This is a genomic window from Caulobacter sp. ErkDOM-E, assembly GCF_048541895.1.
In the GTDB taxonomy this organism is placed as follows: Bacteria; Pseudomonadota; Alphaproteobacteria; order Caulobacterales; family Caulobacteraceae; genus Caulobacter.
The window spans coordinates 1,801,147-1,827,505 of record NZ_CP183331.1 but is presented as its reverse complement, the minus strand read 5'-3'; the positions used below and the strand labels follow the sequence as shown (position 1 = coordinate 1,827,505).

23 protein-coding genes are annotated in these 26,359 nt (G+C 67.3%); 13 read left to right on the top strand and 10 right to left on the bottom strand.

Annotated features, from left to right (window positions below):
• Positions 1 to 192 precede the first annotated feature (192 nt).
• The 4 genes from ACN2C7_RS08970 to ACN2C7_RS08955 are packed head-to-tail and all read left to right on the top strand — an operon-like array spanning position 193 to position 4,098.
• Positions 193 to 1,470: a glycosyltransferase family 2 protein gene (locus ACN2C7_RS08970; protein ID WP_419321167.1), complete on the top strand. Its 1,278-nt coding sequence runs from the start codon at positions 193 to 195 to the stop codon at positions 1,468 to 1,470.
• A gap of 18 nt (positions 1,471 to 1,488) precedes the next feature.
• Entirely contained in the window at positions 1,489 to 2,400 is a 912-nt protein-coding gene (locus ACN2C7_RS08965; RefSeq protein WP_419321166.1) for a class I SAM-dependent methyltransferase, read from the top strand.
• Between the two features lie 5 nt (positions 2,401 to 2,405).
• A complete protein-coding gene (locus ACN2C7_RS08960; RefSeq protein ID WP_419321165.1) occupies positions 2,406 to 3,209 on the top strand; it encodes a TrmH family RNA methyltransferase in 804 nt (267 codons plus the stop codon).
• A 46-nt stretch (positions 3,210 to 3,255) separates the two neighbouring features.
• A complete protein-coding gene (locus tag ACN2C7_RS08955) occupies positions 3,256 to 4,098 on the top strand; it encodes a hypothetical protein (protein ID WP_419321164.1) in 843 nt (280 codons plus the stop codon).
• Positions 4,099 to 4,101: 3 nt separating this feature from the next.
• On the opposite strand, the gene hrpB is transcribed toward ACN2C7_RS08955, so the two are convergent.
• Complete coding sequence (gene hrpB / locus ACN2C7_RS08950) at positions 4,102 to 6,546, bottom strand: ATP-dependent helicase HrpB (protein WP_419321163.1); 2,445 nt, start codon at positions 6,544 to 6,546, stop codon at positions 4,102 to 4,104.
• 130 nt (positions 6,547 to 6,676) lie between these two features.
• Here hrpB and ACN2C7_RS08945 point away from each other — a divergent pair, with 130 nt between their 5' ends.
• The 5 genes from ACN2C7_RS08945 (at position 6,677) to ACN2C7_RS08925 (ending at position 12,221) form a co-directional block, all read left to right on the top strand.
• On the top strand, positions 6,677 to 8,305 hold the full coding sequence (locus tag ACN2C7_RS08945; protein ID WP_419321162.1) for an amino acid permease: 1,629 nt from the start codon (positions 6,677 to 6,679) through the stop codon (positions 8,303 to 8,305).
• 102 nt (positions 8,306 to 8,407) lie between these two features.
• On the top strand, positions 8,408 to 9,127 hold the full coding sequence (locus ACN2C7_RS08940; protein WP_419321161.1) for an MBL fold metallo-hydrolase: 720 nt from the start codon (positions 8,408 to 8,410) through the stop codon (positions 9,125 to 9,127).
• 97 nt (positions 9,128 to 9,224) lie between these two features.
• Complete coding sequence (locus tag ACN2C7_RS08935) at positions 9,225 to 9,989, top strand: response regulator (RefSeq protein WP_419321160.1); 765 nt, start codon at positions 9,225 to 9,227, stop codon at positions 9,987 to 9,989.
• Positions 9,986 to 11,422 carry an ATP-binding protein gene (locus tag ACN2C7_RS08930; protein WP_419321159.1) on the top strand — a complete coding sequence of 479 codons (1,437 nt, stop codon included), beginning with the start codon at positions 9,986 to 9,988 and terminating at the stop codon, positions 11,420 to 11,422. Before ACN2C7_RS08935 ends, ACN2C7_RS08930 begins: the two co-directional genes overlap by 4 nt.
• 100 nt (positions 11,423 to 11,522) lie before the next feature.
• Positions 11,523 to 12,221: a hypothetical protein gene (locus tag ACN2C7_RS08925; RefSeq protein ID WP_419321158.1), complete on the top strand. Its 699-nt coding sequence runs from the start codon at positions 11,523 to 11,525 to the stop codon at positions 12,219 to 12,221.
• Here ACN2C7_RS08925 and ACN2C7_RS08920 read toward each other — a convergent pair.
• Positions 12,218 to 12,892, bottom strand: a complete 675-nt coding sequence (locus ACN2C7_RS08920; RefSeq protein ID WP_419321156.1) for a DUF1345 domain-containing protein — start codon at positions 12,890 to 12,892, stop codon at positions 12,218 to 12,220. The genes ACN2C7_RS08925 and ACN2C7_RS08920 overlap by 4 nt on opposite strands.
• 291 nt (positions 12,893 to 13,183) lie before the next feature.
• On the opposite strand from ACN2C7_RS08920, the gene ACN2C7_RS08915 reads away from it, so the two are divergent.
• Positions 13,184 to 13,381, top strand: coding sequence for a general stress protein (locus ACN2C7_RS08915; protein WP_419321155.1), 198 nt, complete (start codon positions 13,184 to 13,186; stop codon positions 13,379 to 13,381).
• 65 nt (positions 13,382 to 13,446) lie between these two features.
• Here the strand turns inward: ACN2C7_RS08915 and egtB are convergent, their stop codons facing one another.
• Entirely contained in the window at positions 13,447 to 15,612 is a 2,166-nt protein-coding gene (egtB, locus tag ACN2C7_RS08910; protein ID WP_419321154.1) for an ergothioneine biosynthesis protein EgtB, read from the bottom strand.
• A 461-nt stretch (positions 15,613 to 16,073) separates the two neighbouring features.
• Here egtB and ACN2C7_RS08905 point away from each other — a divergent pair, with 461 nt between their 5' ends.
• Positions 16,074 to 17,924: a phosphoenolpyruvate carboxykinase (GTP) gene (locus ACN2C7_RS08905; RefSeq protein ID WP_419321153.1), complete on the top strand. Its 1,851-nt coding sequence runs from the start codon at positions 16,074 to 16,076 to the stop codon at positions 17,922 to 17,924.
• Positions 17,925 to 17,969: 45 nt separating this feature from the next.
• On the opposite strand, the gene rnc is transcribed toward ACN2C7_RS08905, so the two are convergent.
• From rnc to ACN2C7_RS08880, 5 genes are all read right to left on the bottom strand, one after another.
• On the bottom strand, positions 17,970 to 18,665 hold the full coding sequence (gene rnc, locus ACN2C7_RS08900) for a ribonuclease III (protein ID WP_419321152.1): 696 nt from the start codon (positions 18,663 to 18,665) through the stop codon (positions 17,970 to 17,972).
• Positions 18,666 to 18,689: 24 nt separating this feature from the next.
• Positions 18,690 to 19,544 (bottom strand): signal peptidase I, encoded by an 855-nt coding sequence (lepB, locus tag ACN2C7_RS08895; RefSeq protein WP_419321151.1) that lies wholly within the window; start codon positions 19,542 to 19,544, stop codon positions 18,690 to 18,692.
• A 132-nt stretch (positions 19,545 to 19,676) separates the two neighbouring features.
• A complete protein-coding gene (locus ACN2C7_RS08890; RefSeq protein ID WP_419321150.1) occupies positions 19,677 to 19,970 on the bottom strand; it encodes a YciI family protein in 294 nt (97 codons plus the stop codon).
• A gap of 24 nt (positions 19,971 to 19,994) precedes the next feature.
• Entirely contained in the window at positions 19,995 to 20,387 is a 393-nt protein-coding gene (gene acpS, locus ACN2C7_RS08885; RefSeq protein ID WP_419321149.1) for a holo-ACP synthase, read from the bottom strand.
• The gene (locus ACN2C7_RS08880; protein WP_419321443.1) at positions 20,384 to 21,142 is read right to left on the bottom strand and encodes a pyridoxine 5'-phosphate synthase; all 759 of its coding nucleotides are present in this window, start codon (positions 21,140 to 21,142) and stop codon (positions 20,384 to 20,386) included. Before ACN2C7_RS08880 ends, acpS begins: the two co-directional genes overlap by 4 nt.
• A gap of 240 nt (positions 21,143 to 21,382) precedes the next feature.
• On the opposite strand from ACN2C7_RS08880, the gene ACN2C7_RS08875 reads away from it, so the two are divergent.
• The gene (locus ACN2C7_RS08875) at positions 21,383 to 22,969 is read left to right on the top strand and encodes an amidohydrolase (RefSeq protein ID WP_419321442.1); all 1,587 of its coding nucleotides are present in this window, start codon (positions 21,383 to 21,385) and stop codon (positions 22,967 to 22,969) included.
• On the opposite strand, the gene pyrE is transcribed toward ACN2C7_RS08875, so the two are convergent.
• Positions 22,970 to 23,557, bottom strand: a complete 588-nt coding sequence (pyrE, locus tag ACN2C7_RS08870; RefSeq protein WP_035049495.1) for an orotate phosphoribosyltransferase — start codon at positions 23,555 to 23,557, stop codon at positions 22,970 to 22,972. It lies immediately after the preceding gene.
• Between the two features lie 83 nt (positions 23,558 to 23,640).
• Between pyrE and ACN2C7_RS08865 the strand changes: the two genes are divergently transcribed.
• Positions 23,641 to 24,042 (top strand): NUDIX domain-containing protein, encoded by a 402-nt coding sequence (locus ACN2C7_RS08865; RefSeq protein WP_419321147.1) that lies wholly within the window; start codon positions 23,641 to 23,643, stop codon positions 24,040 to 24,042.
• On the opposite strand, the gene ACN2C7_RS08860 is transcribed toward ACN2C7_RS08865, so the two are convergent.
• Positions 24,039 to 26,132, bottom strand: a complete 2,094-nt coding sequence (locus ACN2C7_RS08860) for a RelA/SpoT family protein (RefSeq protein WP_419321146.1) — start codon at positions 26,130 to 26,132, stop codon at positions 24,039 to 24,041. The genes ACN2C7_RS08865 and ACN2C7_RS08860 overlap by 4 nt on opposite strands.
• Positions 26,133 to 26,359: the final 227 nt, after the last annotated feature.

Sequence of the window (26,359 nt, the reverse complement as noted above, 5' to 3'; positions counted from 1 at the left end):
GTGTTCATTTAATTGACTCCCGAAGATCGAGCGAACCGGCCGGGGGGCGACATGGCGCGCGAAGAACGGAGTGTGGCGCCCGAGGGGACCGTCAAGGCCTTCCCCTTTGTTCCGGACGATATCGCACAGCCCGCCGCTCGGATCGCCGAGGGCGCCCATGTCACTTTTGGAAGGGGGCAAAGATCAACAGCGGTGGTCTTGGTGCTGGGGCTTTTGGCGCTCGGCGTGCTGTGGCCCGGCCTTCTGGTCTGGGGGCTCTACGGTCTGTTCTACTGCGTTTTCGTGGCTGGCGCGGTGATCCGGCTGGCCGCCATTCTGACACCCCCGCGCAAGCGAGACTGTCCCGCGCTGGCCGATCAAGCCCTGCCCCACTACACGCTCATCGTGCCGCTGTATCGCGAGGCGGAAGTGGCCCGCGAACTGGTCGGTAATCTGGCCCGACTGGACTACCCGCAGGACCGGCTGCAGGCCCTCATCGTTCTGGAGGCGGACGATCTGGCGACCCGTTCGGCCTTTCACGTCCTGGACCTGCCCTCCTTCATCCAGGTGCTGGTGGCCCCGACGGGCTTGCCACGCACCAAGCCCCGAGCCTGCAATATCGCCCTGGCGCTGGCCAAGGGATCCCTTGTTGTCATCTACGACGCCGAAGATGCTCCTGATCCGCTGCAACTGCGCGAGGCGGCGGCGCGGTTCGCGTCGGACACCGCTGATCTGGCCTGTCTGCAGGCGCCCCTGCGGGTCGAGACGCCGCGCTATCTCGCCTTCATCGCCGAGCAGTTCAGACTGGAATATGCCGCGCTGTTCCAGGTGCTGCTGCCGGCCTATGCGCGTTGGGGTCTGCCCTTCCCGCTGGGCGGCACCAGCAACCATTTCAGGCGCTCGGCCTTGCAGGCGGTCGGTGGCTGGGACGCCTATAATGTCACCGAAGACGCCGACATCGGCTTTCGTCTGGCCTCGGCGGGCTACAGGCTGGATGTCATCGAGCGCCCCACCCTGGAAACCGCGCCCACCTCACTGGATCAGTGGGGGCCGCAACGGGCGCGCTGGATCAAGGGGCATCTGCAAACCCTGGCCGTTCATATCCGGGGCGAAACCCGAAGGCAGCCGCGCAGCCTGCTGGCCCTGATCGTGACGCTTGGCGTTCCCATCGCCGCCTCCAACCTTCATGCTCCGGCCATGCTGATCGCCGGCGTCGGCGTGGCGGTGAACTGGCTGGCCGATGGCGAACCGTCGATCGCCGGCGCCGATCTGACGCTCTACATGTTCGGCTGGATGGCTTCGGCGGTCTGCGCAGCGGTTGGATTGCTGCGGTCAGGCGACCGCCCACGCTTCCTGCATCTGTTTGGCATGGCGGGTTACTGGATGATGTGGGTCTTCGCCTCGCCCCGCGCGATATGGCAATTCTTCGTTGCGCCCCATCACTGGGACAAGACCTCTCACACGCCGCGCACTGGACGGCCAACACCCTGAAAGCGTATGGGCGAGACGATGAGCCCGACGATCGCCCCCGCCCCCATCGTGATGCGCACCACCGGCTGGAGCGACTACGCCCTGCTGGACAGCGGCAATGGCAAGAAGCTGGAACGCTACGGCCCCTACACGGTCGTGCGCCCCGAGCCGCAATGCTTCTGGTCGCCGCGCCTGCCGGCCAAGGCCTGGGAGGAGGCTGATGCGATCTTCGACCCCTCCGACGAGGACGAGGCCGGTCGCTGGCGCTTCAAGGGCAAGCCGATCGAGAAGTTCCCGCTCGCCTGGGGCGAGGCGAAATTCCATGGCCAGTTCACGCCCTTCCGACACCTCGCCTTCTTTCCCGAGCAAGCCGCCAACTGGGCCTGGCAGGACGAACGGGTTCGCGCCTTCGCCAAGGCATCAGGTCGCCAGCCCAAGATCCTGAACCTGTTCGGCTATACCGGCGTGGCCTCGCTGGTCTGCGCCGCCGCCGGCGCGGCCGTCACCCATGTCGACGCCTCCAAGAAGTCGGTGGGCTTCGCCCGCGAGAACGCCGCCTTCGCCGGGCTCGACGACAAGCCGATCCGCTGGATCGTCGAGGACGCCCGCAAGTTCGTCGCCCGCGAAGTGCGGCGCGGCAATGTCTATGACGGCATCATCCTTGATCCGCCCAAGTTCGGGCGCGGCGCCGACGGCGAGGTCTGGCGCCTGTTCGAGGACCTGACCGAACTCACCGCCAATTGCGCGCAACTCCTCAGCGACGACGCCTCGTTCCTGTTGATGAACGCCTATGCCGCCCGTGTCTCGGGCGCCGCGATGTCAGGCCTGCTGGCCCAGGTACTGGACGGCCGCAGCGGCGTCATCGACTGGGGCGAGCTCTCCCTGGTCGAGGAAAAGGGCGACCGCCAGATCGGCCTGTCGTTCTTCGCCCGCTGGTCTTCAGAAGGGTGAACCAGATGAACGCCCCCAACCCGGCCAAAACCGTCACTTCGCTCTCCAACAACACCGTCAAGGCCGTCCGCGCCCTGCACATGCGCAAGGAGCGCGAGGAGAGCGGCCTGTTCCTGGCCGAGGGCCTGAAGATCGTCATCGAGGCGATCGACTGCGGCCATGCACCCAAGATCATCATGTACGGTCGCGACGCCGCCGATCATCCGATGCTGCAGAAGGCCTCGCAGGCCTGCCTCAAGGCCGGCGGCGAAGTCATTGAGGTCAATCGGGAAATCCTCGAGAAGGTCTCGCGCCGCGACAACCCCCAGGCGGTGGTCGGGGTGTTCAGGCAGGTGTTCACGCCGCTGGACGCCATCGTCCCGCAAAGCGCGCCGTGCTGGGTGGCCATGCAGGCCGTGCGTGATCCCGGCAACCTGGGCACCGTCATCCGCACCGCCGACGCGGCCGGCTGCGGCGGGGTGATCCTGGTGGGCGACTGCGTCGATCCCTATTCGGTCGAGGGCGTGCGGGCGACCATGGGCTCGATCTTCGCGGTCAAGATCGCCAAGGCCACGATCCAGGAGTTCCTGGCCTGGCGCGAGACCTGGCCCGGCTCGGTAGTCGGCACCCTGCTGACCGCCACGGTGGATCACAAGAGCGCCGACTATGTGAAGCCGTCCCTGATCCTGATGGGCAACGAGCAGCAGGGCCTGCCGCCGGAGCTGGCGGCCGCCTGCGACGTCAACGTCAAAATCCCGATGCGCGGGCGGGCGGATAGTCTGAACCTGTCGGTGGCGACAGGGATCATGATCTACACGGTGACGGGGTAGGCGGCGGCACGCCCAGGAGAAGACGATGCGTTGGATCCCACTTGTCTTGGCACTTCTGACGACGCCGGCCATCGCGCAGCAGGTCTCAGATCCTGACGCCGACGTCAGCGTGGCCACACCGGCCTACGTCGCAGACAGCGGCCCCGTCATCGCCATCGACGCCAGCCACGAGAACTTCCACACCGTCGACGGTCGCTATGCCCCCACGTCGGCTGTGGCGCGTAGCGACGGCTATCGCGTCGTTTCGCTAGACGCTGCGCCGACGGCCCAGACACTGAGCCAGGTGAAGATCCTGGTCGTCGCCAACGCCCTAACACCCTTCGCGGCCCAAGAAGTCGCCGCCATCCGTGCATGGGTCGAGGCCGGAGGCTCGCTGTTGCTGATCGCCGACCACATGCCTTTTGGCACCGCCGCCGATGGCGTGGCCAAGGCTTTCGGCTTCCGGTTCGAGGACAGCTTCGCCGCCGAGGTCGTGCGCGGCCCTGAAGTTTTCTCCAAGGATAACGGCCGTCTCCTCGACAGTCCTATCACGCGGGGCCAAGCTAAGGGAAAGCCGGTCGACAAGATCATATCCTTCACCGGCACGGTGCTGCACGCTCCGGCCGGTGCGACGCCGCTGATGCGCCTGGGATCGGGCTGGTCGATTCTATATCCCAAGGAGGCCTGGAAGTTCGACGAAACCACGCCTACTCGCCCCTCTACCGAAGCCGATCTGCGTGGCGCGGCGATGGAGGTCGGTAAAGGCCGGATCGCTCTGTTCAGCGAGGCGGCGATGTTCTCGGCCCAACGCGCCAACAACGGCGCCAAGGCGGGTTTCAACGCGCCTGGGGCCGAGCAGAACAAGCAATTCCTGCTCAACGTGCTGCATTGGCTAAGTCGCGCGCAATAGGCCTCAGGTACCCCGAGGCTTCGCCCGCGTCGTCGGCGCGGCGGCTGCGGGATCATCCGGCCACACATGGCGCGGATAGCGGCCCTTCATCTCGACCTTCACCTCGCGCCAGGAGCCCTTCCAGAAGCCCGGCAAATCCCGCGTGATCTGGATCGGCTTGTGGCCGGGCGACAGCAGCGACAGCACCAGCGGGATCTTGCCGCCGGCGATGCTGGGGTGCTGGGTCAGGCCAAACAGTTCCTGCACCCGGATATCGATGCGCGGCCCGGCCTCGGCGGCATAGTCGATGGCGACGGTGGTGCCTGTCGGGGCCTTGAAGCGGGCCGGCAGCGCCGCATCGATTTTCTGCTGGGCGTCCCAGGGGATCAGCGAGCGGATCGCGCCGTCCAGCGTGTTCTCGTCCAGCGCGGACAGGGACGAGCGGCCGTGCAGCAGCGGCTCCAGCCATTCGCTGAGGCGCTCCATAAGCGCGACGTCCGACAGGTCTGGCCAAACCTCGCCATCCAGGCTGCGCAGGAAAGCTACCCGATCACGTAGGCCTTGGACGCCATCGCCCAGCCGCAGCGCTGACAGCCCCTCAGAGCGAACCTGGTCGAGTAGCGCGCTGGCGATCAGGGCCGGGTCAGGCTTGTCGATCAGCCGCTCCTCCAGCACCAGCTTGCCCAGCCGTAGCAGCCGCTTGGCGCGGACCTTGCCGCCGGGGCTGGTCTCTAGTCGGTCCTCGGCGGTGAGGCGGTCGGCAAAAGCCTCGCGCAGGGAAACTTCGTCGACGGCGGCGGCCAGCAGGATGCGGTCGCGACTGTCGCCGCCACCCAGTTCGCCCACGGCCAGCCAGGTCTCGCGCGCCAGGGGATCGGTGGGCTCCATATAGACGCCGCGTCCGCCGGCCAGCTGGAACTCGCCCGGCTTGCCGCGCGCCCGGGCCACGCGCTCTGGATAGGCCTCGGCCAGCATCAGGCCCTCGTCCAGCGGCGTCGCGCCCGAAGGCTTGCCCGCCGCGCGCGCCCAGCGGTCGGCCAGGGCCTGGGCGTCCCTCGCCCGGGGCGAGCGGTCGCGGCCCAGGTTTTCCAGGCGTCGGCGCAGGTCGACCTCCCGGCCACCCAGCCCCTGCTCGGTCAGCAGGGCGGCAACCTCGGCTCCGCGCCTGGCCTGACCGGAGGCGGCGGCGCGGACGACCATGTGAGCGATCCTGGGCGGCAAGGGCATCTCGGCCAGGGCCTTGCCGTGGGCGGTGAGATCACCCTGAGCATCCAAAGCCTGAAGGCGTTGCAGCAGCGTGCGGGCTTCGGCGAAGGCCGCGACCGGCGGCGGGTCCATGAAGCAAAGGCCCGAGGCGTCGCGGGCTCCCCAGCGGGCCAGGTCGAGCGCCAGGCGCGACAGGTCGGCCTCAAGGATTTCCGGACGGGCGAAGGCCGGCAGAGACCTCGTCTCCGCCTCATCCCAAAGGCGGTAGCAGACGCCGGGCTCGGTGCGCCCTGCCCGGCCCCGGCGCTGATCAGCGGCGGCGCGGGAGACGCGGACGGTGTCGAGCCGGGTGATGCCGCTGGCGGGATCATAGCGCGGCACGCGGGCCAGGCCGCAGTCGATCACCACGCGTACGCCCTGGATGGTCAGGCTGGTCTCGGCGATCGAGGTGGCCAGAACCACCTTGCGACGCCCCGTCGCAGCGGCGGCGATCGCGCGGTCCTGCACGGCCGGGTCCAGCGCGCCATACAGCGGCGCCAGATCGACCTCGGGCCGGCGCAGCCGCTCGGCCAGCCAGCTCTCGACCCGCCGGATCTCGCCCTGGCCCGGCAGGAAGACGAGCAGACTGCCCGTTTCCTCGGTCAGAGCCCGCTCGACGGCCCTGCCGACGCGTTCCTCAAGGCGGAGACGGTCGTCGCGGCCCAGGTAGCGCGTATCGACCGGAAACATTCGGCCCTGGCTCTCGATCACCGGGGCGTCACCCAGCAATGACGAGACGCGCGCGCCATCCAGGGTGGCCGACATCACCAGCAGCCGCAGATCGTCGCGCAGCAAACCCTGGACATCGCGCGCGAAGGCCAGGCCCAGGTCCGCATCCAGGCTGCGTTCATGGAATTCGTCGAACAGGACGGCCGCGACGCTCTCCAGACCCGGGTCGTCGAGAATCATCCGGGTGAAGACGCCCTCGGTCACCACCTCGATGCGGGTGCGGGCCGAGACCTTCGACTGCAACCGCACGCGGAAGCCTACAGTTTCACCAACCGCCTCGCCCAGGGTGGAGGCCATGCGGGACGCGGCGGCGCGGGCGGCCAGCCGGCGGGGCTCCAGCACGATGATTTTGCGCTCGCCGACCCAGGGCTCGCCCAACAGCGCCAAGGGAACAGCCGTGGTCTTGCCCGCGCCCGGCGGGGCCACCAGGACCGTCGCATGGGAAGCGAGCATCGCCGCTTTCAATGCGGGCAGGACATTCTCGATCGGCAGCATCGCGGGGAGGCATAGACCCTCAAACCGCTCTCGTCACCGCAAGGCGTTGCGCGAAGCCGCCGGTCTGACTAACGTCCCGGCCCAATGCCTGACTAGCGGGGGTTCGCTGGTCGTTGGGGAAAAGAAACACATGGCCGGAAACAGGCTGTTCCTGAAGAAGTCGATTGCGAGCATCCAGAAGGAGGCCGCACACAGCCAGCTGAAACGAACGCTGGGTCCCATCAATCTCATGAGCCTGGGTATCGGCGCCATCATCGGCGCGGGTATCTTCGTGCTGACGGGCCAGGTGGCCTCGGCCAATGCCGGCCCGGCGATCATGCTGTCGTTCATCGTCGCCGGCATCGCCTGCGGCCTGGCCGGCCTCTGCTACGCCGAACTCGCCTCGACCATGCCGGTCTCCGGCTCGGCCTATACCTACGCCTACGGCACCCTGGGCGAGGTCTTCGCCTGGATCATGGGCTGGCTGCTGGTGCTGGAATACGGCGTCGCCGCCTCCACCGTCGCGGTGGGCTGGTCCGGCTATGTCGTCAGCACCCTGCACGCGTTCGGAGTTAATTTCCCGACGATCATGGTCGCCGGCGCGGAGGCTCCGATGTGGGCCACGCCGCTGATCCAGGCCGTCGCCACGCCTGAAGGCGGCACGACATTCGCCATGACCGGCACGCTGAACATCGTGGCGGCCATCGGTATCGCCATGGTCTCGGCCCTGCTGGTGCTGGGCGTCAGCGAGTCCGCCAACGTCAATAACGCCATCGTGGTGGTCAAGGTGATCGTGCTGCTGGTGTTCATTGCGGTGGGCATCCAGTACATCAACCCCGCCAACTGGCACCCCTTCATCCCCGAGCCGACCGGCCAGCCCGGCGAGTTCGGCGCCGGCGGCATCTTCCGCGGCGCGGCGATCATCTTCTTCGCCTATGTCGGTTTTGAAGCGGTTTCGACCGCCGCCGCCGAGGCCAAGAACCCCTCCAGGGACGTGCCGATCGGCATCCTGGGCGCCCTGGTCGTCTGCACCCTGATCTACATGGCCGTTGCGGCCGTCATGACCGGCGTGGTTCCCTACAAGGAACTGGCCAGCCCGGCCCCGATCGCCGTCGCCATCGACCGCATGGCCCTGGAATGGGCCGACGTTCCCTACGCGGCGGCTGAAGGCGGCAAGCTGAACCTGATCAGCATCGCCATCAAGATCGGCGCGATTACCGGCCTGTCCTCAGTCATGCTGGTTCTGTGCTACGGCCAGACCCGGATCTTCTACACCATGGCCCGCGACGGCCTGCTGCCGAAGGTCTTCGCCGCGATCCATCCCAAGTTCCGCACCCCCTGGCTGGGCACCATCCTGCTGGGCGTCGTCATCGCCATCGCCGCCTCGTTCCTGCCGATCAGCCTGTTGGGTGATCTGGTCTCGCTGGGCACGGCCGTGGCCTTCTCGATCGTCTGTCTGTCGGTGATCTATCTGCGCATCAAGCACCCCGACCTGCCCCGCCCGTTCAAGGTGCCGGGCGGCATCTTCACCGCCGTCTGCGGCATCCTGGCCTGCTTGTTCCTGGCCTATCAGAACTTCCAGCCGATGATCGTTCACGCCATGAACGATAATCCGCTGCCGCTGATGATCCTGGGCGGCTATGCGGCGGTCGGCGCGGTGATCTACATCGCCTATGGCTTCTGGCACTCGAAGCTCGCCAAGGGCATCGACATCACCGAAGACACCGAAATGAACTCCCCCGCCGAGGCCATGGGCCGCGGCGTGGACGACGTGAAGTAACCAATCTTCTTCGTCGACCTCGATCGAAGGCCCGGGAGCAATCCCGGGCCTTCTTTCTTGCGCGCTCGCCAGCCCCTATGGTGCCCCTGAGAAGGAGTTCCCGTGAGCCAAGCCCAGCCTCCCATCCGCGCCGTCATCGCGCCGGTCACGCCCCTGCAGCAGAACTGCACCATCGTCTGGTGCGCCAAGACGCTGAAGGCTGCCGTCATCGATCCGGGCGGCGAGGTGCCACGCCTGATGAAGGCTCTGGCCGACCAGGGCCTGACCCTGGAGAAGATCTGGATCACCCACGGCCACATGGACCATGCCGGCGGCGCAGCGGAGCTCAAACGCCTCACCGGTGTTCCGATCGAAGGGCCCCACAAAGACGATCAGTTCTGGATCGACCAGATCCAGATGTCCGGCGAGCGCTATGGCATTCCCGAAGCCCGGATCTTCGTTCCCGACCGCTGGCTGGACGATGGCGACGTCGTAACCCTGGGTGAGACGGAGTTCGAAGTGCTGCATTGCCCCGGCCACACGCCGGGCCACGTGATCTTTTTCCACCGCGAGGCGCGCTTCGCCCAGGTGGGAGACGTGCTGTTCCAGGGCTCGATCGGCCGCACCGACTTCCCGCGTGGCAATCACCAGGACCTGCTCGACTCGATCACCCAGAAACTGTGGCCTCTGGGCGGCGACGTGCGGTTCGTCCCCGGCCATGGACCGATGTCCAGCTTCGCCGCCGAACGACGCAGCAACCCCTATGTCAGCGACCTGGCGATCGAGGCCCAGAACATCCAGGGCGCCGACTTCGCGATCCCAAAAAACAACTCTCCGGGCTAGGCGCGGAGCCGATTGGGATCCAAAACCGCGCCGTCGGGTTGCACGGCTGTTTCAAGCGTGAAATCTGAACGCCACGGGGACATGACAGGAGCGTCTGATGGAGACCATCCCACAAACCGGCCCCGCAGCTGACCCAGAGGCCCCGCGCAGCGCGGCGTCGCGGATTCTGATCGTCGATGACGACCCCGGCATTCGCGATGTCGTGTCCGACTTCCTGAGCCGACACGGCTATGCCGTAGACACCGCTTCCGACGCTCGCACCATGGAACAGGTCCTTTCGCGAGGGCCGGTCGATCTGGTGGTGCTCGATGTCATGCTGCCCGGCGAGGACGGCCTGGCCATCTGCCGCCGGCTTTCGGCGCAGGACGGCCCCGCCATCATCATGCTGTCGGCCATGGGCGAGGAAACAGACCGTATCGTCGGCCTGGAGCTCGGCGCCGACGACTACCTGCCCAAGCCCTGCAACCCGCGCGAACTGCTGGCCCGCATCCGTGCTGTCCTGCGCCGCCGGCAGGAGCCTCGCAACAGCGACGATGGCATGGGCGCGGCCTGTGAATTCGCCGGCTGGCGGCTCGACCTGGTGCGCCGCGAACTGCGCTCGCCTCAGTCGGTGGTGGTGAACCTGTCCAGCGGCGAGTTCTCACTGCTCCGCGCCTTCGTGGAACGCCCCCAGCGGGTGCTGACCCGCGACCAGCTGCTTGATCTTGCTCGCGGTCGCGATTCCGATGCCTATGACCGCGCCATCGACGTCCAGATCAGCCGGCTACGGCGCAAGCTGGACGACGGCGGCGGCAGCGAGCTGATCCGCACCATTCGCAGCGAGGGCTACATGTTCACCGCCAAGGTCCTTCGCACGCCATGAACCAGCGCCGCCGCGGCGCGCCGCTGTTCGTGCAGGCGCTGGGCTTGGTGACGCTGACCCTGGTGGCGGCGCAGCTGATCGCCATCGCCGTCATCTTCACCCTGCCGCCACCGCCGCCCGAGCTGTATCGGCTGTCGGAGATCACACGCGCCCTGAAGACCGGCCAGACGGTGCAGCCCCGGGATGGTCGCGCTCTGGTGGTTCAGACCCGCGCCAGGATGGCCTCCGGCGGCCCCGACTCCGCTCGCAGGGCCGAGTTCAAGGCCGGCATCGGTCGCGCCATCGACGTTGCGCCGGCGCGTATCGAGATCGTTACGGACAACGGTCCACGCTTCTTTGTTCGACGCTTCAAGCCAACCCCGAATGACCGGACGGGCGGTCCTGCCGGGCCAGGCGGTCACACTGGCCCGGGCGGCCCCCGCGACCAGTTCATCGCCCGCGAGCTGCCGCCGCCTGGCGAGCGCGGCGCTCGCGCCGGGCCGGCGCGCGACGAACCGTTCATCTTCGGCGACTTCGAGCTGGGCGTTCGTCAGAGCGACGGCAGCTGGGTCGTGGTCGAACCCAAGCCCACCTTCCGCTTCGACAGCTGGCAGCAGCGGGTCCTGCTGATCCTGGTGCTGTCGGTGCTGGCCGTCGCGCCCCTGGCCTGGCTGTTCGCCCGTCGGCTGGCCGAGCCCATCACCGCCTTCGCCAACGCCGCCGAGCGGCTTGGCCGCGATCCCCGCGCCGCGCCGCTGGAGCTGTCAGGCTCGACCGAGGTCGTGGCCGCCGCCAACGCCTTCAACATGATGCAGGAGCGCCTGCGCCGCTATGTCGAGGACCGTACAGCGATGATCGGGGCCATCGCCCACGACCTGCGCACGCCGTTGACCCGCCTGCGGTTCCGCATCGAGGCCACGCCCGACGATGTGCGCGCCAAGCTGGCCGCCGACATCGACCAGATGGAAGCCATGATCTCGGCCGCCCTGGCCTTCGTTCGCGACACCACCCGCCCCGCCGAACGCACCAAGCTTGAGCTGGCCTCCCTGCTGGAGAGCGTGGTCGATGAAGCCGCCGAGACCGGAGGCCAGGCCACAGTCGAGCGCGCCGAGAAAATCGTCATCGAGGGTGATCCGATCGCGCTGAAGCGGTTGGTCGCCAATCTGGTCGACAACGCCCTGAAATACGGCCACGCCGCGCGCGGTCGCGTGTTCGCCGAGGGCGACATGGCGATCATCGAGATCGACGATGATGGCCCCGGAATCCCGCCGGCCGAGCAGGAGCGGGTGTTCGAGCCGTTCTTCCGCGGCGAGCCCTCGCGCAATCGCGAAACGGGCGGTATCGGCCTCGGGCTGGCGGTCGTGCGCTCGCTGGCCCGGGCCCATGGCGGCGACGTCACCCTGGTCAACCGACCCGAAGGCGGCCTGCGCGCCTGCGTTCGCCTGCCGATCTAACCCCAGGCGTCGCTTTGTTGCCGGCGTGCAAGGCTCAGACTGGCGACTGACATTCCCCGGCAATCTCGCCGCGCTTGATGCCCGGGGGAAGGAGTTCCTCATGACATCTCGCGTTGCGACCACAGCCGTCCTGGCCGCCCTGTTCCTGTCGACGGCCGCCCATGCGGCGCCCGGCGGCGAAGAGGAACCCAAGCCCGGACGCGGTTTCGGCCCCCCGCCCCGCGAGGGCGGCGAACACGGGCCCGGACGGCCCCGGCCTCAACTTTTCATCAGCCCGGCTGGCGAGCCCTTCCGGGCTCCGGTGGAGGCGCCCTACCCCGTCGCGGTCTGGTTCTCCGCTGCGGACGCCAACCGTGACGGCGCGTTGTCGCGCGATGAGTTCGTCGCCGACGCCGGCCGCTTCTTCACTGTGCTCGATACGGACAAGGACGGCGTCATCGATGGGTTCGAGGTCTCGGCCTATGAGCGAAACATCGCGCCGGAAATCCTGCAGGGGGTCAACATGCCGCTTGGCGGGGGACGAGGCGGACGGGGCGGTCCTCCCGGCGGCGGCGGCGATGGTCCGCCCCGCAAGCGCGGCGGACTGGTCGGCGGCGCCCTGCAGGGGGCCGCGCCCTACGCCCTGCTGGCCGAGCCCCAGCCGGTCATGGGCGCCGACGCGGACTTCAACCGCCGCATCTCACGCGAAGAGGCCGTCAAGGCCGCCAGGTCACGCTTTGCGCTGCTTGATGCGGACCAGGATGCCCTTCTGCGCGTGGAGGAACTGCCCGCCACCCCCGTCCAGGGGCGGCGCCGCTAGCCGCCCACCACGCTGGCGATGATGTTGATGCCAAGGGCCAGGATGGCGGTGTTGTAGGCGAAAGCGGTCGCCGCATGGGCGGTGACCAGCCGGCGCAGGCGCGAGGTCAGTATGGTGTTGTCTGACACCTGGAAGGTCGCCCCGACACTAAAAGCCAGATAGACGAAATCCATGTAGCTGGTCGGCGGCTCACCAGGAAAACCGATTCCGCCCTTGCTCTTGCCGTCCCCGAAATGACGATGGGCATAGTGCGGCACGAAGACCGTCTGCAGCACCAGCCAGGACAGGACCAGGGTGGCGCCCGCGCTGGTGGCGATGAGCCCCTTGGCCAGACCCTGGGCCGTCCGCGCCGCCACCATCGCATCGACCACGGCACCAAGGCTGGCGACAATGGCGGCCAGCACGATCAACAGCAGGACCGGCTGCCCCTCGTCGTCCTGAGCCGCCCGATCGCGGATCTCGGCCTCGTCGGCGCGCAGGAATATCCGCCAGGTCAGGATCAGATAGGTGAAGGCGGCCCCGTCCCAGCCCAGCAACAGGTGAGAGCCTCTCGGAGCCTGCAGCCAGAGCGCAGCCGCCCAGACGATCAGACCGACCGCACAGCCCGCGCCAAGCCGCCAGTGCGGGGGCGTGATGTGGCTGGCTGGTCTGGATTTCGTCAGTTTCGACAAGCGCTCAATCCCTTTGCCTGACAGGCCCTGCGCCTGTTGCGTGCATTTACTCACGCTTTGAGGTGAACCGAACGTGGCTTCGCTGGTTACGTCACTGAACGCGCAGGACACGACGCCATGACCGACCCCAACGCACCGCCTCCTGTCGAGCCGCAGCCTCCGGAATACGACCCGGGGTCAACGCCCGATGAAATGCCCTCCCCCGTGTCACCGGTCGATCCTGGGGACGACCGTCCCTATGACGCCGCGCCCCGTTCGTCGACCGTGACCAGTATCGATTAGGAGCACCGTATGGACCTCGACAGCGAACGGCCCCGTGGCCGCCGCGGCTTCGCCGCCATGGACCCTGAACGTCGCCGCGAGATCGCGCGCAAAGGCGGAGCCAGCGTACCCAGCGAGAAGCGAAGCTTCGCCAAGGACCGCGATCTTGCCGCCAATGCCGGTCGCAAGGGTGGATCCTCTTCCCGCAACCTGCGCCCCGGCGACTGAACGCCTGACCTGAACACGCCCGAAGCGCGCTGGACCTCCGTCCAGCGCGCTTTCGATCGTCTAGCCTATCGGGTCAGGACATAGACCCCGAACGCGGGCTGGATGCTTTCCCACTTGCGCGAGACGGTCCACCCCGCCCGGCGCGCGATGGCCTCAAAAGCCTCGGGCCGATACTTGTACGAGTTCTCGGTGTGGATGGTTTCACCCGCCGCGAAGTCGAACGTCCGCCCCGCGATCGTCACGCGCTGGGCCGTCGCGCTGACCAGATGCATCTCGACCCGGCTTTCCTGCTCGTTCCACACGGCCCTGTGCGCAAAGCCCGCAAGGTCGAAATCACCGCCCAGTTCGCGATTGATCCGCACAAGGATGTTGAGGTTGAAGGCCGCCGTGACGCCCTGGGCGTCGTCATAGGCCGGGATCAGCACCTCGGCAGACTTGGCGACGTCCGCGCCCACCACCATCATCGCGCCATCGCCCAGCAGTTCGCCGGCCCGACGCAGGAAGTCTTCGGCTTCGAGCGGCGGGAAGTTGCCGATGGTGGATCCGGGAAAGAAACCGACCGCGACACACGCCGCCACGGCCGAGGGTAGCCGCAGGGCCCGCGTGAAGTCGTCAACCAGCGGCGCGACGGTCAGCGAGGGATAGCTGGCCTCGATCGCGACGGTCGCCTCGTCCAGCGCGCTCTGGCTGATATCGATGGGCGCATAGGCCGAGAGTTGCGGCGCCGCGTCCAGAAGGATCCGGGTCTTGACGCTGGCCCCACTGCCGAACTCCACCAGCGCCGCGCCATCGGGGATCCGCGCGGCGATCTCCGGCGCGATCTGGCGCAGTAGCGCCGTCTCGGTGCGGGTCAGGTAATATTCCGGCAGATCGCAGATCGCCTCGAACAGCCGCGAGCCCTCGGCGTCATAGAAATACTTGCTGGGCAGCGTCTTGCGACGGGCCGAGAGCCCCGCCACCACATCGTCCCGAAACTGGTTGTCGCTCGAAAGCTCCAGGACCCTGGCGTCGTCGGCCAGTCGGACGCCCGCGAAAACCCAGCGCTTCTCCGGATGAAAGAAATTGCGATAGGTCGTCCGCGTATGACCCGGCGGGGTCGCCGCGCAACCGCCACGCAGCACCATCTGGTTGATCATGAACTTGCCGTTGTACTCGCCCAGCGCTCCCGCGCCGGGACGAAACCCGGGATAGGCGGCATAGCTGCTGGAGGTCCACTGCCACACATGGCCATGCAGCTGGCGCAGGCCGGCGGCGCCCGGCGCGCGCGCAGCGGCTTCCCACTCGGCTTCAGTCGGCAGGCGCCGCCCCGACCAGGTCGCATAGGCCGCCGCCTCATAGTAGCTGACATGCGAGACCGGCTCGCCGCGTTCGACGGGCCGACGCCCGGTCAAGGTCATGGCCGACCAGCCGTCCCCTTCCTGGCGCCAATAGAGCGGCGCCGCCCAACCTTCATCGACCACGCGCGCCCAGCCGTCGGAAAGCCACAGCTCGGGCCTGGCGTAGCCGCCCGCCTCGATGAAGGCGATCCACTCGCCGTTGGTCACCAGTCGGTCGCTCAAGCGATAGGGCGCCAGATAGGTCTTGTGCCGCGGGCGCTCGTTATCGAACGCAAAGCCTGTTTCACCGGCGCCGATCTCAACCAGACCGCCCTCGAACGGCACGAACCGCTCCGGATCCAATGCGTCCTGAACGCGGCGGCCCGGCTGGGCCTGATAGGCCGGGTCCAGCGGCGACTGGGCAAGCAGATGCAGGATGTCCATCAGGATCAGTTCCTGATGCTGCTCTTCATGGGCAAGCCCCAGGTCCAGGCGCTCACGCGCCTCCCGGAGCAACGGCGCGCCCGACAGCAGCCCTTCCATCGCCGCATCGACATGGGCGCGATAGGCGCCGACCTCGGCGGTCGAGGGACGGGTCAGCATGCCCCGCGCCGGCCTCGGCTGACGGGGGCCCAGCGCCTCGTAATAGGAATTGAACAGGTAGCCAAAGCGGGGATCAAACACCGCATAGCCATCGAGATAGGGGATCAGCAGGAAGGTCTCGAAAAACCAGGTCGTGTGCGCCCTGTGCCACTTCGTCGGACTGGCGTCGGCCATCGACTGGGCGGCCTGATCCTCGGCCGACAGCGGGGCCGCTATAGCCTCGGTGCGCCGTCTGACCGCCTGGTAGCGTTCCACGTCTCGCGCGACGGAGGCCTGGACGGCCTCCGAAGCGTGCAGGTCGTCCGGGCTCATGCGCTCTCCTGGCGGCCAAGACCGGGCTTTGACGAGGCCCGGCCGAGGACAACGTGCCTACAGCTTGAGTGTTCCAAAGCCGAGTTTCAATAGCTGCGCCCGCGGTGGCTGTTGCAGGCGACGCCCTGAGACGGGCTTTGCCGCGTCCTTGCGAGGCCCGGGGCCGGGATCAACGCGTCCAGCCTGGTCCGCCGCGCCACGCTCGAACGACAAAACGCACCATGACGACGCTGCCCCAAGGACCGTGGCCCACGCCGAAAACTGGCCAGCAGCCGATGAGCCAGCGCCCCGATAAACATCGCCCGCCATCACTTCGCGGATACTTAACGGGCAACATTGCGCCAATCCAGAAAGCGACAACGTTGTCATAGATAAGACAGTCTATCCGCCGCGCCTTGGGGCGCTATACTCACGACCAAGGCGAACAATAGTTTCGCCAAAATGCGCAGGCAGGATGAGCAATGCAAAATGAAGGGCCCGGCGCCATCGCGCCCCCGACCAGACACGCGCGTCTCGTGACATGGGTCAACGAAGTCGCCGCCCTGACCAAGCCCAAAGCCATCTATTGGTGCGACGGCTCGGACGCCGAGTGGGAGCGCCTGACCGGCGAACTGATCGCGTCCGGCACGCTCAAGCGCCTGAACCCCGAACTCCGCCCCAACTCCTTTTACGCCGCCTCGGATCCGCGAGACGTCGCCCGGGTCGAGAGCCGCACCTTCATCTGTTCGCAGGATCAGGAAGACGCCGGCCCGACCAACAACTGGCGCGACCCCGTGGAAATGCGGGCCACACTGCATGGCCTGTTCGACGGCTGCATGCGCGGCCGCACCATGTATGTCGTGCCGTTCTCGATGGGCCCGGTCGGCTCGCCGATCAGCGCCTTGGGCGTGGAGATCACCGACAGCGCCTATGTGGCCGTTTCGATGCGGGTGATGACCCGCATGGGCCAGGCCGCGCTGGACGCCATGGGCGACGATGGCTTCTTCGTGCCCGCCCTTCACACCCTGGGCGCGCCGCTTGAGGATGGTCAGGCCGATGTCGCTTGGCCCTGCAATGACGACAAGTACATCGTCCACTTCCCGGAAAGCCGGGAAATCTGGTCCTACGGCTCTGGCTATGGCGGCAACGCCCTTCTGGGCAAGAAGTGCTATGCCCTGCGCATCGCTTCGGTCATGGCCCGCGACGAAGGCTGGCTGGCCGAGCACATGCTGATCCTCAAGCTGACCTCGCCGGCTGGCAAGGTTCGCTACGTCGCCGCCGCCTTCCCCAGCGCCTGCGGCAAGACCAACATGGCCATGCTGCAGCCCACCCTGCCCGGCTGGAAGGCCGAGACCGTCGGCGACGATATCTGCTGGATGCGCTTTGGGCCCGATGGTCGGCTCTATGCAATCAATCCCGAAGCGGGCTTCTTCGGCGTGGCTCCCGGCACCGGGGTGCTGACCAACCGCAACGCCATCGACACCCTGCACGCCAACTGCATCTACACCAATGTCGCCCTCACCGCCGATGGCGACGTCTGGTGGGAAGGCCTCACGCCCACGCCGCCTGAGGGGCTGACCGACTGGAAGGGCCGGGCCTGGAGCCCCGCCGTGGGCGAACCGGCCGCCCATCCGAACGCCCGCTTCGCCGTACCGGCCGGCCAGTGCCCGGTCATCGCCGACGAGTGGGAAGATCCGGCCGGCGTGCCGATCTCGGCCATTCTGTTCGGTGGCCGCCGCGCGTCGGCCGTGCCGCTGGTCACCGAGGCCTTCGACTGGGAGCACGGTGTGTTCCTGGCCTCGAACGTGGCCTCGGAAGGCACCGCCGCAGCCGAAGGCAAGATCGGCGAACTGCGCCGCGATCCCTTCGCCATGCTGCCCTTCTGCGGCTACAACATGGGTGACTATTTCAGCCACTGGCTGAAGGTCGGGGCCAGCGCCGATCCCGCCAAGCTGCCGCGCATCTATTTCGTCAACTGGTTCCGCAAGGACGAGAGCGGCAAGTTCGTCTGGCCCGGCTATGGGGAAAACGCCCGCGTCCTGAAATGGATCGTCGAGCGGCTCGAAGGCGAGGCGGACGCCGTGGACAGCGCCATCGGCCGCCTTCCCGCTTCTGGCGCGCTGGATGTGTCCGGATTGGGACTCGACCAGGCGGCGCTGAATCTGCTGCTGACGGTCGACAGGTCGATCTGGCTGGAGGAAGCCACCCTGATCCTGGACGCCTACAAGCGCCTCGGCTCGCGCATGCCTCAGGCGCTCTATGCCCAGTTGGAAGCCCTGACCGGCCGGCTCACGCCCGCCGCTGCGGAAAGCCGAACCCTGGAAAGCGTTTAAGCTCGGCGCAGGGGGCCAGGAAGTCTCAGTCCGCCGGACTGGCCCCTACTCCGCCCCCTCGCGCTCCAGCAGCGCCTTGGCGGCGGCCTTCTCGGCGTCCTGGCGCGAACGGCCGGTAGCGAAGACAGGATCAACGCCGGCGACGGTCACCTGCACGGTAAAGACCGGCGCGTGATCGGGGCCGGTGCGGTCCTTGACGCCATAGGTCGGCAAGGGCTTGCCCTGGGCCTGAGCCCACTCCTGCAGCGCGGTCTTGGGATCGCGCGGCTTGCCGTGGGCGGAGCGGTCGAACTCGGCGCTCCACAGGTCCAGGAACACCCGGCGCGCCGTCTCCAGCCCGCCATCGCGGTAGAGGGCCGCCATCAGGGCCTCGCAACCGCCGGCCAGGATGGAGTCGGTCTCGCGGCCGCCCACCTTGCTGGACGAGGCTGACAGACGCAGGGCCGGACCCAGCTCGGCGGCGCGGGCAACGCGGGCGCAGGTCTCGCGGCTGACCAGGGCGTTGAGGCGTGGCGCAAGCTCGCCCTCCTTGGCCTGCGGAAACCGCTCGGCCAGGGCCTCGGCGGCCAGCAGGCCCAACACGCGGTCGCCGATGAACTCGAGGACCTCGTTGTCGGCGGTCTTCTTGGCGCCGTCGCCGACGCTGGCGTGCGTCAGGGCCTGTTCCAGCAGCGCGCGGTCGCTGAATGTGTGACCGATCCGGCGCTCCAGGTCGCCGACGGCGACGACCCGTCTATCCATGGACACTTATCGCTTCCCTGGGGATCACTTCAGAACGCGGAAGAAGCGGCTGGGGCGGGCGTCCAGAACCCAGGTCCAGGGCTTGAACAGGGCTGCTTTGCGGTTCCAGGACAGCAGGATGATCTGGGCCTTGCCGACCAGGTTCTCGGCCGGAACGAAGCCGACCCCGACCTCGTCGCCGATATACTGGTCCAGCTCATAGTCCCACTTGCAGACGCCGGGACCGGTCTTGAACGGCGAGACGCCCGGGTCGAACCGGCTGTCGGCCGAGTTGTCGCGGTTGTCGCCCATGAAGAAATAGCAGCCCTCGGGCACCGTATAGATGCCGGTATTGTCGCCGCGGCTGTCGGGGCCGTAGTCCTGCGTCTGGTACTTGCGGCCTTCGGGATTGGTTTCCTCGAAGCGCTGAACCTGCTGGGTGAAACCATAGCCCATGTCGACCAGGGCCGGATCGCGCGTGGCCATGGCCAGGGGCTTGCCGTTGATGATGACCACGCCGCCGCGCACCTGGACTCTGTCGCCCGGCATGCCGATCAGGCGCTTGATATAGTCGGTGCGATTGTCACGCGGCAGCTTGAAGACGACGATGTCGCCCCGCTTGGGCGCCTTGTCCAGGATCCGGCCATTCAGGATCGGCGGGCTGAACGGGATCGAGTGCTTGCTCCAGCCATAGCTGAACTTGCTGACGATGATGTAGTCGCCTTCCAGCAGGTTGGGCTCCATCGACCCGGACGGGATGGTGAAGGGCTGGAACAGCAGGACCCGCAGCACCAGGGCGATGCCCAGGGCATAGGCCACCGTCTTGATGATCTCGATGAATTCCTTGACGGCGCCCCCCTGTTCGTGGTGCGGCGCGTTATCGTCGGCGGCGTCGGTCATACGGGCGCTGGGCTCTCGAACAATGGGGTTCCGGCGAACCGGACAGGCTTAGCTAGACGCGCTTTACTCTACGGGCAAGCTCCACGCCGGTTAACTCGCCTTCATGGCGGAGGTTGGGCGGTCGCGCAGAGGCTATTCATCCTCGACCAGAAGACGGATTTCCACGGTTCCCCCGGCCTCATAGACGGGATTGCCGGCCAGGCAGGATCGCGCGTCCTCCAGGCTCTCCGCCGCGACCCTGATGAAGCCGGTCAGATGGTCGGACGTTGGTCGCGACGCCCCGTCCCCGCGAAAACAGGCGCCGCCGCCAAGGCTGCTGCCGCCGCGCAAACGCCCGCCCTGAGCCAGTCCGTCCAGATAGGCCGACCAGTCCGCCGCCGCCTCGTTGACCGCGTCGCCATGCATCAACAGAAGAAACTCGCTCATCGGCCCGGCATCCTGTTTTGCGGTTCAGATGGCCTCGATGATCACGAAGGCCTGGGCGTAGGGGTGATCGTCGGTCAGCGACAGATGGATCACCGGCGTCATGCCGGCGGGCACCATCGAGGCCAGTTGCGCCGCCGCGCCGCCGGTCAGGGCCATGGTCGGCTTGCCCGACGGCAGGTTGACCACGCCCATGCCGGCCAGATGCACGCCGCGCTTGAGGCCTGTGCCCAGGGCCTTGGAGCAGGCCTCCTTGGCGGCGAACCGCTTTGCATAGCTGCTGGCGCGGTCAGGCTTGCGCTCGGACCGCGTGCGCTCGATGTCGGTGAACACCTTGTTGGTGAACCGGTCGCCGAACCGCTCCAGCGACTTTTCGATCCGCCGGATATCGCACAGGTCCGAGCCGATGCCGATGATCACGCGGCCAGCTCGGCGCGGGCCGCGTCCATCAAGGTCCGCATCCGATGAATGGCCTGAGGCAGCCCCACAAAGATCGCCTCGCCGATCAGGAAGTGGCCGATATTCAGCTCGGCGATCTGCGGGATGGCCGCGATCGGCTTGACCGTGGCGTAGTCGATGCCGTGGCCCGCGTGAACCTCCAGACCCAGGCTCGAGGCCAAGGCCGCGCCGTCCTGCAGGCGGCGCAGGATGGCGGCGGCCCGATCGACCTCCCCGGCCCGCGCGGCGTCGCAATAGGCGCCCGTGTGCAGTTCGATCACCTGGGCGCCCAGGCGGTGCGAGGCCTCGATCTGGCCGGCCTCGGCGTCAATGAACAACGACACCCGGGCGCCGGCTTCGCGCAGACGGCCGGTGGCGGCGGCGATGGCGTCATAGCCGCGCACTACGTCGAGGCCGCCCTCGGTGGTCACTTCTTCGCGGCGCTCGGGCACCAGGCAGGCGGCATGCGGCCGGGCCTTCAGGGCGATGCCGACCATCTCGTCGGTGACGGCCATCTCGAAGTTCAGCGGCTTGCCACGCTTGAGACACAGGTCGTTCAGCAGCGCGATGTCGGCGTCGGAGATATGCCGACGATCCTCGCGCAGGTGGGCGGTGATGCCGTCGGCGCCGGCGGCCAGGGCCAGCTCGGCGGCGCGCACCGGCTCGGGATAGCTGGAGCCGCGCGCGTTCCGGATCGTGGCCACGTGGTCGATATTGACGCCCAGTCGGACGCTGATCTGATGCTCGCTAAGAATTTTACCGCCCTCGAACGCGATCGGCGGCCGATCGCTGGCCGTCGACGGCAGTCTATCCCCTTCCCGGCCTTGGGTGGAGACCAGAAAAGCGGCAGGCGCATGGTTCTGGTCCGACTTGCGGAAACGGCATGGACAGCACCCGCTGCGGCGTTGAAAGTTCTCGCCTGGCAATTGGGGGCGCTCGACATGATCCTGAGAACGGCAAAGGCTGCGGCCCTCGCGATGCTATTGGCCACGACGGCCGTTTCAGCCATGGCGGCGCCGACCGTTTCAGCCAGCAAGCTCAAGGCCCTGAAGGCGCAGGCCGTGGCCGGCGTCGAGGCGCGGGCCAAGCTGTCGCAGGTGATGAACGACCAGATCTTCTCCTTCGGCGAGCTGGGCTTCCAGGAGATCGAGACCTCGAAATACATCACCGGCGTACTGGAGGAGAACGGCTTCACCTTGGTGCGCGGCGTGTCGGGCATTCCAACGGCCTGGACCGCAACCTGGACCCACGGCAAGGGCGGCCCCACGATCGCCTTCGGCAGCGACATCGACTGCATTCCCAAGGCCTCGCAGAAGCCTGGCGTGCCTTGGCATGACCCGATCGTTGCCGGCGCGCCGGGCCACGGCGAGGGCCACAATTCCGGGCAGGCGCTGAACGTCGTCGCCGCCCTGGCGCTCAAGGATCTGATGATCAAGGAGAACATCGCCGGGACCCTGATGCTCTGGCCCGGCGTCGCCGAGGAACTGGTGGCCGGCAAGGCCTACATGGTCCGCGACGGCGTCTTCAACGGCGTGGACGCCACCATCTTCACCCATGTGGGCTCCAACCTCGCCACCACCTGGGGTCAGCCCACGGGCACGGGCCTGGTGTCTGTGAAGTACAACTTCCACGGCGAGTCCGCGCACTCGGCCGGCGCGCCCTGGCGGGGTCGCAGCGCGCTGGACGCGGTCGAGCTGATGAACATCGGCTGGAACATGCGCCGCGAGCACCTACGGCCCGAGCAGCGCTCGCACTACGTCATCGTCGATGGCGGTGATCAGCCCAATGTCGTGCCGTCCGAAGCCAGCGTCTGGTACTATTTCCGCGAGCAGAGCTTCGACGCGATCAAGAAGAACTACGCCATCGGCGACAGGATCGCCCAGGCTGCGGCCGACATGACCGACACCAAGGTCGACCATCAGGTGATCGGCACGGCTGCGCCGCGCCACTTCAACCGCCCGATGGCCGAGGCCGCCCAGGCCAATATCGAGGCGGTCGGCCTGCCGGTCTGGACCGCCGACGAGCAGGCCTTCGCCAAGGCCGTGCAGACCAATATCGGCGCGCCCAAGCAGACCGGTCTCGACGTCAAGCTGAAGGGGCTATCGCCGCCCGATCCCAAGCCGGAAAGCGGCGGGTCGGATGATATCGGCGACATCTCGTGGATCATGCCGACCATCACGATCAACTATCCCGCCAATATCCCTGAGCTGCCCGGCCACCATTGGGCCAACGCCATCTCGATGGCCACGCCCATCGCCCACAAGGGCGTGGCGGCGGGCTCCAAGGTGGTGGCGATGACGGCGCTGGATCTCCTGACCCAGCCCAAGCTGCTGGCCGCGGCCAGCAGCTATTTCAAGGACGTCCAGACCAAGGACCAGAAATACGTGCCGATGCTGGCGGCGACCGACAGGCCCCAGACCCAGATCAACGCCAACATCATGGCCACCTACCGGCCGGCGATGAGCAGGTTCTATTACGATCCCGGCAAGTACGGGACCTACCTGGAACAGCTGGGCGTGGAATGGCCGGTCAAGCAGCTGACGCCGCCTGCCCCGGCCAAGTAACTACTGAGCCTTCAGCCGGCGGCTGCCGGGATCCTCGATGGGGATCGCGGCCAGCTCCGGCGGCAGGGCGTCGGCCGGATAGGCCGGCACTTCCAGGCTGCACAGAGAAACCAGCGGCACGCCGACATCGACCTTGCCGCCCGAGCGGTCGACGATGCAGGCCGCCGCGATGACCTCGCCGCCGGCTTCCTGGATCGCGGCGATGCACTCGCGCGACGACAGGCCGGTGGTGACGATGTCCTCGACCATCACGACCTTCTGGCCGGGCTCCAGGTGGAAGCCGCGCCGGAACTTGAACCCGCCGCCCTCGCGCTCGACATAGATCGAGGCGACGTTCAGGTGACGAGCGGTCTCATAACCGGGGATGATCCCGCCCACGGCCGGCGACACCGCCACATCAGGCTGGCCGACGGTGGCGATGATCTTCTCGGCCAGGGCCTTGCACAGGCGCTCGCAGCGCTCGGGCCGCATGAACACCAGGTTCTTCTGCAGGAAGACCGGGCTGTGCAGGCCGCTGGACAGCACGAAGTGGCCTTCGCGCAGGGCCCCTGCGGCGCGGAATTCGTCGAGGACGTCATCATTGGTCATGGCGGGGATATAGCTGAGGCGCGCGAGTCTTCAAACGGGGGTCACGCCTTGCGTCGCGGATCGGATTTGGCTCTATCGCCCCCATGACCGAACCTCTCCGCCCCCGCATCGGCTGCGGCGCCGCCATCCTCGACGATCAGGGTCGCCTGCTGCTGGTCAAGCGGGTCAAGCCGCCCGAAGCCGCACACTGGGGCGTTCCCGGCGGCAAGCTCGACTGGGGCGAGGCCGCCCGCACCTGCGCCGAACGCGAAATCCTCGAGGAACTGGGGGTTAGAATTGTCGCCGGACCGGTGCTGGCCGTGACTGACATGATCGCCGACGACTATCACTGGGTGGCGATCACCTATCGAACGGAGCGGTTCGAAGGCGAGCCGGTGATCCAGGAAGACCACGCACTGTCGGAGTGGGGCTGGTTCGCTCTGAACGCCCTGCCCTCGCCACTGACGGCTTCTACGGCCGACGCTATTGCGGCGCTGAAAGGCTAACCGCGCGTCCGGTCTACGGTCTCGACCGAAGGACAGGCCCGCAGCGCCGCCGAGATGTTGGTCAGGTGCTTGGCGTCACGAACCTCGACATCGATATCGGTGTCGAAAAAGTCGCTCTGGCGATGGTGCATGCGCAGGTTGACGATATTGCCGCCGGCCTCACCGATGATCGTGCACACTTGGCCCAGCACGCCCGGCGCGTTCTGGATCGTGGCGTGCAGGCGGGTCAGCGACACCGTCTCGCGCTCAGCCTCGGGCGTCCAGTTCAGGTCGCGCCACAGATCCTCGCGATCCTCGTAGTCGGCCAGCTTGGGGCAATCGATGGTGTGGACGTCCAGCCCCCCATCCTGGCCCGCGTCGCCATCCTCGCGAAGGATGCCGACGATGCGATCGCCCGGCACTGGGCTGCAGCATTGGGCGAAGTGCAGCGAGACACCAGGCGTCAGCCCGCCGCCGCGCACATAGAGGCGCGCGCCCTTGCCGCCCTCGATCTTCCGACGGGCCGAGGCGGCGGCCATGTCGCTGTCCTTCATGCCTGGAAAGGCCGTTTCCAGCACCTGGCTGGGCGAGACCCGGCCACGGCCGACGGCGTCGAACAGAGTCTCGTCGCTGTCCAGCGCAAACCGCTCTAGGATCGGCCGCAGCGAGACGTCCTTCAACTTCTTGCCAGCCCGCTCGAAGATCTGCTCCACTGAGGCCTTGCCCAGGCGCAGGAACTCTTCTTTCTCGGTCTGGCGGATGTGGCGGCGGATCGCCGAGCGCGCGCGGCCGGTCACGGTCAGCGAACGCCAGTCCGGTGGCACCACGGGCTTGGAGCCCCGAATGACCTCAACCACGTCGCCGTTGTTGAGACCGGTGCGCAGCGGCTTCAGCTCGCCATTGATCTTCACGCCAATGCAGGTGTCGCCGACGCTGGTGTGCACGGCATAGGCGAAGTCGAGCGGCATGGCGCCGCGCGGCAGGCTGACCAGCTTGCCCTTGGGCGTGAACACGAAAACCTGGTCGAGGAACATCTCCAGCTTGGCGTGCTCGACCAGTTCCTCGGCGTCGCCGCCATGCTCCAGCACCTGGACCAGCTGGCGCAGATTGGCCAGCGGATCGCGGCCGCCGGCGGCTTCCATGCCTTCCAGGTCGAGGCCGTACGAGGCGTCCTTGTAGCGGAAGTGGGCGGCGACGCCCTCTTCGTTGACGCGGTCCATGGCCTCGGTGCGGATCTGCATCTCGATGCGCATGCCGCGCGGCCCCACGACCGTGGTGTGCAGCGAGCGGTAGTTGTTGCGCTTGGGCGTCGAGATGAAGTCCTTGAAGCGGTCCGGCACACTGGACCAGGACCGGTGCAGGACGCCCAGGGCGCGATAGCAGTCCTCCTCGTTGTCGACGATCACGCGGAAGGCGTAGATGTCGGACATCTGCGAGAAGCCGATCGATTTGCGCTGCAACTTGCGCCAGATCGAATAGGGCGACTTTTCCCGGCCGAAGACTCGGGCCGGCACGCCAGCGGATTCCAGTCGCGCCGCGATCTCTTGCGAGACCAGCGCCACAGCCCCGCCCTGCTCGGCGCGCAGGGTGTCCAGCCGTCGAATGATCGCGTTGCGGGCCACCGGATTGGTGTGCTCGAAGCTGAGCTCCTCCAGCTCCGTGCAGATGCGGTGACAGCCGATGTTGCGGGCCAGAGGCGCGTAGATGTCGCGCGTCTCGCGGGCGATGCGCTCGCGCTTGGCCTGGCTTTTGATGAAGTGCAGCGTCCGCATGTTGTGCAGACGATCGGCCAGCTTCACCAGCAGGACGCGAACGTCCTTGCTGATGGCCAGGATGAACTTGCGCAGGTTCTCGGCCTGGCGCGAATGCTCGGCCTGGAGCTCCAGCTTGGATAGCTTGGTCACGCCCTCGACCAACTCGGCGATCTCGTCGCCGAACAGACCCGCGATGTCCTCGCGGGTGACGGGCGTGTCCTCGATCACGTCGTGCAGCAGAGCCGTGACGATGGTCGCGGTGTCGAGCCGGTACTCGGTCAGAATGCCGGCCACCTCGATGGGGTGGGCATAGTACGGATCGCCGCTGGCCCGGGTCTGACTGCCGTGCATGCGCATGGCGTAGACATAGGCGCGGTTCAGCAGCGCTTCGTCGGCGGTCGGGTCGTAGGAATGGACCCGCTCAATCAGTTCGTACTGGCGAAGAATCTTCTGGCGCGGCTTGGCGGCCGGCGTCGGGATGGCCTGGACCTCGCTAGTCGCCAGAAACGACGACGCGCCCGAGTCCGCCCCAGGCGGGGCAACTTCGGACGCGCGTTCGGATGGAGCGGCGGCAGGCGCCGCTT